Origin of the sequence: Crocosphaera sp. Alani8, from assembly GCF_038442745.1 — a bacterium.
Taxonomy (GTDB): Bacteria; Cyanobacteriota; Cyanobacteriia; order Cyanobacteriales; family Microcystaceae; genus Crocosphaera.
This window is the reverse complement of the sequence record NZ_JARVCN010000134.1, coordinates 1-9,010: the sequence shown is the minus strand read 5'-3', so window position 1 is coordinate 9,010 and position 9,010 is coordinate 1. Positions and strand designations below refer to the sequence as shown.

The following is a 9,010-nucleotide window of genomic DNA, read 5'->3' as shown; positions in this document are numbered from 1 at the left end:
CTTTGTCCCCTAACTTTCGGCGAGTCCCCCCAGACTTTTTGAGAAGCTTCCTTTAACGGGTGTTGAAGGTTGGGTACTGAGAAAACGAGATTTTAACGAAATGGTACAACAGTCAAAGAATTTGGATGAGAGTATCAAAAAGTTTTTAGGACAACCAAAATTGCAAAATTACCTGCTTAAACAGCAGAATTTTACCCCATCTCAAGCGGGACAATGGATAGAAAAGGCTTTTCAAAGCATGAATGCTGGTCATTTAATTCCTTCTGCGGGTACTATTTCTCATACAGTAGCGCAACATGAAGACGCACCTATGGCTATTTGGTTGGGTTTATTAATGGATGGTATCCCGGAAGCTTTAACCATCGGCGCACATATCATTACTGCACCTTTAAGTCCTGCTTTATTAGCTGGTTTATTTATTGCTAATTATCCCGAAGCTCTTTGTAGTTCCCAAGGAATGAAAGCACAGGGTTTTTCTGTGCAAAAAATATTGATGATGTGGGGTTCTATTATGTTAATTACTGGAATTTTAGCAGCAGTTGGCAGTGTTTTGTTTGCTAATGTTCCAGACAACTTTGTCTCTTTGGTGGGGGCGATGGCTGCCGGTGCAATGTTAACAGTAATTTCGGAAACTATGTTACCAGAAGCTTATGCAAAAGGGGGTTCTATTGTGGGAATGTCAACAGTATTAGGATTTTTATCTATCATTGTTATTAATACCTGGGAACATTAATAATTAGCTAGGGGAAGCTGAGTTCGGTGTGAGTAGTTATCCCAATGGAAAATTTACTTATATTACGGTATTACTCACATCTTGCACCTTCGATAAAACTGGCTAGTTTGTAAGCGTTCAGCTATCAGCTATCAGCTGAAACATATCAATCCCTATCATCTACTGTGAGTAAGATTAAACGAATGCTGAACGCTGTGCGATAGCGCCGGAACGGAGTGAGGAACTGCTGACTAATTTAAGTTTTTCTATACTGGTGCAAGATATCAGTATTAGCTAATACGGGATGACCAAAGGAAGTTGTATGCTTGCATCCATTTTTAATATTCCAGAGCGAAATCCCACCATCATGATCTCCAGCACCAATGGCCAAAATACGAGATAAAGGTAAGAGAATGAGCAATCATCTTATTCGCAACATAATTATAAATCTATCTCTACTTGTAATATCCGGAAGTTTTCAAGGTTGTTCCTTGTCTGATGAGCAAGTTTTACGGAAAGAGTTTAATATACCTCAAAGTGCAAATTTAACTGTGCTTAATAGTGTCCCGAAAACATCTGGTAGCTTCGGACGAGAAGGTTTAAAAATTGATGCGACTTTCAAATTTTCTCCAAGTGACTTTAATAGTTATCGAGAGCAAGTTAGAGAAAATAAACAATGGAAATCATTACCATTATCCCGCGATTTTCTTATAAAAATTACTGGTGTTAGCAGAATTGTAGAATCTTTACAAAGAGTCTATGAGCTTCAAGAAAAACCTGTCCCAGAACCTGGCTCTATTTATAATCCTACAGAAGAGCAATTATTGGAAGAGTGGATGTCGAAATTGCCCGTAGATGTTAAAAATGGCTTTTATCGTTGTCTAACTGCAGGTGATAATCTTATGTACGCAAACAAAGTTTCTTGCTCGGAAAAGCAAGGGGACTTAAACGATTTTATGTTAGCTATATTGGATATAGATCAGCACACTTTAAGAGTAAAAGTTCATACTGCGTATTAAAAATGGATAATTTACAATAAAAACATATTTTGCATGTTCTTGATGCCAGCTACAAATGCCTCACCAACCAATTGACAACGCTTGTAAAAATCTTCTTCACTGGTGTGGATGTTAGAGGTTTCGTTGGATGTTACAAGTCCCCTATTATATTCAATTGTGACCGTATTTATGGTTTTTGGTATTACGTTGTCATCATTGATATCAAGATAATAATTGGCTTTTTTTATCACTTCTTCTAACCTTATCAACATGGTACTGGTAGCACCATAAACATCAGGACGGGATTTTTCCCAATCATCAAGATTAATGGGGAGCATATTAGAAGCCTCCTCTATCATGGTAATAAAGGGATCGACAAAAGCTTCCATTTCAGATTGATTAACAGTGCTGTATTTATCTGGTTCGTCAGGACTTGAAACATCTAAGACTGACACTAATGGTCTAACTAACTCTTGATATGATTTTTTGTCATAGGTATTGCGCAGATAATCTAGTAGTGCCTTGGTATGTGTACCACCATTGTGGGGTGCAAATTTAGTTAAATTCAGACCATTTAGTTGAGGTGAAAACAAGGCATCGAGTATTTCATGGGAAAATGCCGAATAACTATGTGGTTCTAAACAGATAATAGGATAATCCCCATTTGTCACATAGGCAGCAGCACGACATGCTCCAGCAACAGCAATGCTCAAATCATGATTCCGTTTTAACCTTAGTTTTGTTTCGTCAGTAGGCTGAGAAATATCTTTGTATAGAGGGGTACCACGATAAGTGTGTGTATTGTAGACCTGATTTGTTCTACCTTCCCTTGCTGGGGCCCGATTTCCGTTGCTGATAATCAAATTTGTTAATACTGCCGAACCACAAACAAAATTTTGATGATTTTGCCAAATACTTCCAGAGACCTCTAAAACCCCAACATCTGCTTGATTCCAAATTGTGTAGGGATTGCTAGAGGTTATGGATTCATCGGCAATTACTTGATCAGATAATAGTCCATCAACACAAGAAGGTGGTAAGGTTCCGGCGTGTGGTATGTCAAGTATAAGTTGTTTTTGAGTCCCTAAACTACTAGGTCTAATGAAGCTGATGCTAGAGTCACTAGACCCCGTAATAAAAAGTGTATCGACATAAGGGACAACGAAGACAGGGGTATCTTTATACTCAAAATATGGTCGTGCTACCAACAGCATGGCACGATAGATTTCTTGTGATCTATGAGGATATTGTTTTTTTAACCAACTAGAGAATATGACTTGATCTGAAAACTCTTGGAGTATATTTCGATCGCTTAAATCTTTTCCGATAAAACGCTGTATAAAATCAATTGCTGTTGTGTGCATACTGAGCATTTATTTACTGTTATCTAAAATATTATCTTCTGTAATGTATTTCTGGGAGTCACTACCTAATTTTGTTTATTTAAAGACCAGTCATAATCTAAATAGTTAATTCGATAATTGCCTTGTGCCAAATATGTTCTAATTTCGGGAGGGACATATTGACTAATAAAATTAAGTGCTGCTTTTTCCCTCTCGCTACCAGCAAATTTCTCTTCAGTACTGTAGGTTTCGAGCCAATCTTCCCCAAACCACTTAAAAATTGCTGAAATAGCAACGCTATTATTTTGTCGATCTATCTGAAAACCATGAGAACTAGCAATCCATTTTTCCGACTGATCTTCCAATTGTGCGTCTAACCGTTCGGGAAGATAAGGTTCATTACGGAGGGGTGGACAGCTAATTGCAGCACAAACCAAAGCAGCATGAATTCTCGGCTCGTTAAACTCTTGGCGAATAACATCGTGTTCGATATTATCTAGCGTTTTTTCAGTTTGGGTGAGGAAAAATTTTCGTCTTTTCCACACTCCAGGAATCTCCCTAATACTGGCCTTGAGGGGATTTTGGTCGATAATTGACTCTAAGGTAAATGAATTGTAGGCATTAATTAAAAAAGCTAGTTTTTCTTCTTCACTCCAGCTATTGTAAACTTCGGGGGTAACTTCTCCCAAAGAGCGATTAAAGCGATCTAGCTGTTCTCGATTAGCCTGTAACCCTTCATAATCGACTAGTCCACCCTCATTAACATAGGTTTCTAATACCGTAGCATAATCTTGATAATCAAAAGGATTAGCACTAACAATTGTTTCAATCTGACTTTGATCAATGAGAGAAGTTTCGCTTTGCGTTCCCTCGTCAACTGTTGCACAACTAGCAATTCCCCATGCTGTAAGCAATAAAATAATTGGTATTACTCGTCTGTTCATAATTGTCTCCTCTAAGTTCATTCCTCACTAACTATCTAAAACGAAAAATCTTAATTTAGGTTGAGAAGATGATAAGATAATCATTAATTATGGTACAAGATTTCGCTACTTTCATTATCCTATAGCTTTATGCTTAAAACTAAATGAAAAAACAGGATGAGTAACGTTAATTCAAATTCCCAGAAAGATCAAGCCTTAGTTAATATTTTAGTTATTATTCCAGTTCGTAATGAAGAAGCAACTATTATTAATGTTATTGACTCTCTACATGATTTAGGATTGCAGAAAATTCGCATTGTTGATAATGGTAGTAGCGATCGCAGTGCAACTTTAGCAGAAAAAGCAGGAGTTGAAGTCATTTCTGAACCCATTGTTGGGTATGGACAAGCTTGTTGGACGGGGTTACAGAATTTACCCCCTGAAATTGAGTGGATTTTGTTCTGTGATGGAGATGGCAGTGATGATCTAAAACAACTTGAGGAATTTTGGCTGAAACAAAAAACCCATGACCTGATTTTAGGCGATCGCACTGCCACAGTGAAGGGTTGTCAAGCCATGACACCCGTACAAAAATTTGGTAACCGATTAGCTAGTTTTCTGATTCAATTAGGATGGGGTTATTCATACCATGATTTGGGTCCTTTACGCTTAATTCGTCGTTCTGCATTAGAAAGTTTTTCGATGGAAGATAGAGGATTTGGTTGGACGGTTGAAATGCAAGTTAAAGCAATTCAATCTAATTTAAATATTTGTGAAATTCCTGTAAATTACTATTCTCGAAAAGGAGGAAAATCAAAAATTTCTGGGACAATTTCTGGAAGTATTCAAGCCGGAATTATTATTTTAGCAACCCTAGTAAATTTATATTTAAGAGATAAAAGAAAGTTTGATTTATCTAAATTTTTATTGTTACTTTCATCTATTTTTCTGCTTCTAGGAACAATTTTAATTATTCCTAACGGAGATTTTATCAAGATAGAAACTGTTCCTGCATTTTGGCAAGGGATAGGAATTATGGGATTAGGATTTTTTTTATCTTGGGGAATTAGTAATCTTTCAAAGGTTTGGTTTTGGACAGTTACAATCTTGACTCGTTTATTGCTACTGCCGATGTATCCAGGGGATGATGTCTGGAGATATCTCTGGGAAGGATATTTACAAACATTAGGAATTAGTCCCTATCATTTTGCACCTAATGCAGCTGAATTAATGCCCTATCGAACAGAATGGTGGTCTCTAATTAATCATCTTGATACCTCTGCTATTTATCCCCCTATTACACAATGGGGATTTCGTTTTTTAGCGACCATTAGTCCCAGTGTAATTATTTTTAAATTGGGATTTATTGTTGCTGATTTGCTGATTTGTTGGTTGTTAGCCCGTCGTTTTGGTGAAAGAAAAACCTTACTTTATGCTTGGAATCCTCTAGTGATTTATTCTTTTGCTGGGGGGGCTCACTATGATAGTTGGTTTATTTTGCCTTTAGTAATTTCTTGGTTGATTTTTGATTATAATCACAACTATGTATTTCCTAAAAAATTGCTTTTATCCAGTGTCTTCATCGGCTTTAGTATTGCTGTTAAATGGATATCTTTGCCGATTTTAGGCTTTTTAATCTGGCAAGCTTTTCGTCGGATTAATTTTTCATTCTCCGCTTTAGTATTAATAAGTGGATTATTGCCATTATTTTTAAGTGCAATTCCTTTTTGTTCTCCAGAAGAATGTCCTCTGATTCCCACTAGTTCTAGCTTCGTTTCCTATGGAAAAAGTGCCGAATTTTTTCCCTATTTATTAGGTTTAGTTTGGCAAAATTCCCGTCAATGGAATTGGATTTATGCTATTCCCTTAGTAATTGCTATAATTTGGTTATTAACTCAAACAAGAACTTTTCACCAATTTAGTTTAGGATACTTTTTTTTCTTATATCTAGTTTCTCCTATTATTCATGCTTGGTATTTTACTTGGATTATTCCCTTTGCTGTAGTCAATCAAAATATAGGAGTTCGTTTAATTAGTTTATCGAGTTTTATTTATTTTGTTTTACAATATCGTAAGGCATTAGGAGATACAAGTTGGTTTTTAACGAGTCAAGAGAGATTATTTTTATGGTTACCTTTTATATTGGGGTACTTGTGGACAATTTGGCAAAAGCAAGAATTTAGCGTTGCATCATTGCGAGATGAACTGTAGTTTTCGGTACTGTTGCAAAAACAGGAGATCGCCGTTAAACTTTAGTTAGTACAGATGAAAAATAACCCAGTTAATGTTATTTTTTTATATTCTTGGTTATTCTCTAATCGTAATAGCATTAATTTTCCTCAGCTTGGGTATATACAGTGCTTGGGAAATACACTCATCAGGTTGGTCAAACTTGCCGATAGTGCGACAGAAACGCATATTTGATGCTGTACGATGGTTTACAACCCTGTGGTGCCTAGTATCTGGCATATTACTCTTGTTGCACATATCCTGGTCTTTGATAGCTATAAAGCTTTATTCTATTTATTGGTTTATCCTGTCTCTATTAACCTTAGTTTTGCGATTTGTAGCTCTGATATCTTTGACTAAAGATGAAGATGATTCCTTATTGATTGATTGGAAAAAAGAAATATTAGGAAATGTGTTCGGGTTTATCATCATGGCGGCCATTTCGGTAGCCTTATTTTGGGCATCTCAGTTAGACTCTATCAAAATTATTGTAGATCAGGGATAGGGTAAGCTGTTAAGCATTCAAATGACCTAGTAATTGAATACTCTTCTGTTTTTACCCTTGAATAAGTCTGAACAGATCAAGGGTTAAGAAGAGAATAAGGAGAAAAAACACAAAACGAGTTAAGATATCCTGTTTAGAAAGCTTAATTAATAAAGTTAAGGAAAGTTTATGGGCATAAAAAGACGGGAGATATTAAAATTTCTGGGTATGAGTACAGGGACAGTCTTATTATCTCAAGGAACTAAGGCTTTATCTTATCCGTTTATGGTTGCTAGTAAAGGGAAAGAAATAGTTAAGACAACTGTTAAAGCCAGTCAATCTTGGACATTTACTCCTGTCAAAATACCCATTCCCTTAACCATCGAAAAACTAAGCGATGAACAACAAAAATCAAATTACAAAACTTATGAAGTTATAGATGATGTGGTTTTACCAGAAGGATTTACTTATGATGTAATTGCCCAATGGGGGGACAAAGTAGGGGACTCACGCTTTGGTTATAATAACGATTATTTGTCCTTCGTTGAAACTCGACCGAATGAGGGGTTTTTAACCATTAACTTTGAATATATTAGTGGTAAAACTTGGAGAGAAACTTACGAAAAAGTGGTCGGAAAATCCCTTCCTTTTGAGGAAGTTAAAGCGATCGCAGATGAAAACGATGGGGAAATCAATGCCTTTGCCTTAGCTAAAAATGATCTCCTAAAAACTAAAATAGAAGCGATCGCGGCTGAAGCTTTAATCGATCAGGGAATTGGCATAATTTCTCTAAGAAAAAATGCTCAAGGTCAATGGCAACGCACCTATTCAGAGGCAGATAGACGTATTACAGGAATATCTGGGTTAAAAGATGGTCGTTATCTCAAAGCAACCGGTCCAGGGATTAGAGTGTTTGAGAAAAAAAATAAGCAGGGTTACGAAGACGGTTTAGGTAGTAAAATCATCGGGACTTTCCAAAACTGTGCCGGGGGAACCACTCCTTGGGGAACCGTACTCAGTGCAGAAGAGAATATTCAGTTTCAAGTTCCTGAAGCAGTAAAGGCCGATGGTTCCTCTTTAGATCCTTCAGAAAAACCCTTTTTAATGACCGAAAGAAACATTGATGGCCGGGGGAATGTCTTTGGTTTAGCGGGGAATAAGTATGGTTGGATGGTAGAAATTGATCCCAGGGATAAAAATGATTATGGCACAAAGCATACTTGGTTAGGGCGTTATCGTCACGAAGCAGTAGCATTTCGGGCCGAAACAGGGAAAAAGTTAGCTGTTTATTCAGGATGCGATCGCAGAGGAGGACATCTTTATAAGTTTGTTTCAGATAAGACCATTGTTGACCCCAAAGATAAGAATAATTCCTGTTGCATGGAGTCAGGAATGTTATACGGTGCGGTATTTAACCCCGACGGAAGCGGAAGATGGGTGCGCTTGACCCCAGATACCCCCATTGATCCAGTGTTACCCTCAAAGGTGCAAGGGGGTTTAGTCACCTTACCCAACAGTGATCGCACAGTTGGGGGAATCATGAAACTTACCCAGGATAAAGACGTTGTCACCTTTAAGGACCAATTCAAAACCTTGGGAGACTTATATCTAGGAACTGACCAAGAAAAACAAGGCGCGATTTTAATCGATGCTCATTTTGCCGCCAATGCAGCTGGAATCACTTGTACAGCACGTCCAGAAGACACAGAAATAGGTAAAGACGGCACCTTATACGTTACCTTTACTTCCGGAACTTCTGGGGGTGATGGTGGACCGGATCAAGGGGTGTTTCGTGGTCCCGATGGGGAAATGGATTATGAGTACGGTTGGATTATGAAGATCATGGAAGATGAAAACGATCCGGCGGCCATGACCTTTCGTTGGGATATCTTGGCAACGGGAGGGGAACCGGCCTCGGGAGGGATGGGTTTTTCTAACCCGGATAACCTGATGTTTGACCAGAAGGGAGACTTATGGATGGTAACAGATATGTCCACCAGTGGTCATAATCGGGAAATTAAGGATCGCCTGAAAAATGGGGAACCAGTAAAAACGAAAAGTTTAGTAGGGATCTTTGGCAACAATACTTTATGGTATTTACCCCTTCAGGGAGAAAATGAGGGGATAGCTTTTCCTTTTGCCATCGGGCCGATGGAAGTAGAAATGACTGGCCCTTGGTTGACACAAGATCAACAAACCCTATTTTTAGCAGTACAACACCCTGGAGAAGCTTATGGAACTCGTCAAAACATGGCTAGTGAGAAGCGAGGAAGCTTCTCAAAAAGTCTGGGGGGACTCGCCGAAAGTTAGGGGACAAAGAT

At 37.9% G+C, this 9,010-nt stretch carries 7 protein-coding genes; 5 read left to right on the top strand and 2 right to left on the bottom strand.

Annotated features, from left to right (window positions below):
• The first annotated feature begins 100 nt into the window (after positions 1–100).
• Positions 101–733 (top strand): ZIP family metal transporter, encoded by a 633-nt coding sequence (locus tag P9B04_RS09505; RefSeq protein WP_342054749.1) that lies wholly within the window; start codon positions 101–103, stop codon positions 731–733.
• A 362-nt stretch (positions 734–1,095) separates the two neighbouring features.
• Entirely contained in the window at positions 1,096–1,731 is a 636-nt protein-coding gene (locus tag P9B04_RS09500; RefSeq protein WP_342054748.1) for a hypothetical protein, read from the top strand.
• 11 nt (positions 1,732–1,742) lie between these two features.
• Here P9B04_RS09500 and P9B04_RS09495 read toward each other — a convergent pair whose 3' ends face one another.
• On the bottom strand, positions 1,743–3,074 hold the full coding sequence (locus tag P9B04_RS09495; protein ID WP_342054747.1) for a hypothetical protein: 1,332 nt from the start codon (positions 3,072–3,074) through the stop codon (positions 1,743–1,745).
• A gap of 65 nt (positions 3,075–3,139) precedes the next feature.
• A complete protein-coding gene (locus P9B04_RS09490; protein ID WP_342054746.1) occupies positions 3,140–3,997 on the bottom strand; it encodes a DUF547 domain-containing protein in 858 nt (285 codons plus the stop codon).
• Positions 3,998–4,153: 156 nt separating this feature from the next.
• On the opposite strand from P9B04_RS09490, the gene P9B04_RS09485 reads away from it, so the two are divergent.
• The 3 genes from P9B04_RS09485 (at position 4,154) to P9B04_RS09475 (ending at position 8,999) form a co-directional block, all read left to right on the top strand.
• A complete protein-coding gene (locus P9B04_RS09485) occupies positions 4,154–6,187 on the top strand; it encodes a glycosyltransferase family 2 protein (RefSeq protein ID WP_342054745.1) in 2,034 nt (677 codons plus the stop codon).
• Between the two features lie 370 nt (positions 6,188–6,557).
• The gene (locus P9B04_RS09480; RefSeq protein ID WP_342054744.1) at positions 6,558–6,710 is read left to right on the top strand and encodes a hypothetical protein; all 153 of its coding nucleotides are present in this window, start codon (positions 6,558–6,560) and stop codon (positions 6,708–6,710) included.
• Between the two features lie 168 nt (positions 6,711–6,878).
• Positions 6,879–8,999: a PhoX family protein gene (locus P9B04_RS09475; protein WP_342054743.1), complete on the top strand. Its 2,121-nt coding sequence runs from the start codon at positions 6,879–6,881 to the stop codon at positions 8,997–8,999.
• Positions 9,000–9,010 lie beyond the last annotated feature (11 nt).